The 386-nt window shown below is 45.1% G+C and carries 1 protein-coding gene; it reads right to left on the minus strand.

What is annotated here, in order from left to right; all coding sequences use genetic code 11:
* Window positions 1-386: DUF7935 family protein (locus HC176_RS17335; protein WP_167920255.1), on the minus strand; the 386-nt coding region annotated here is incomplete at both ends.

Consider the following 386-nt stretch of genomic DNA (forward strand, 5'->3'; position numbering starts at 1 on the left):
CTTTGGCTACAGTTTTCCTGATGTTGTTGATGGTAGCGTTTTTAGAAGCTTTGATCACATTCCAGCACTCCTCACTCACATAGATCTGTTGTGCCATGTTGTGCTCAAACTCCTGTTCTATGTTCCTGAGGAGGTGATTTGCATAATCTTCTTTTCCGCTTTTATAGGGTTTTACCCGTACGAGCAGATTTCCGGGAGCGATCCTCTCAAGGAAAAGAGCCATACGTTCATAGGCCTGTAACCTGAGCGGCAAAGCATGTTTTTGTAATTCCTTGTGGAGGAGGAAACGCCGGCGACGCTCTTCATTGCGGGTATGGAGGTTAAAAAAATAGAAGGCGATGACGCCTACAACAACTGCCGGTAAAAGATAGAACAGCAACTGTAAA

Source organism: Tamlana crocina, assembly GCF_012037625.1.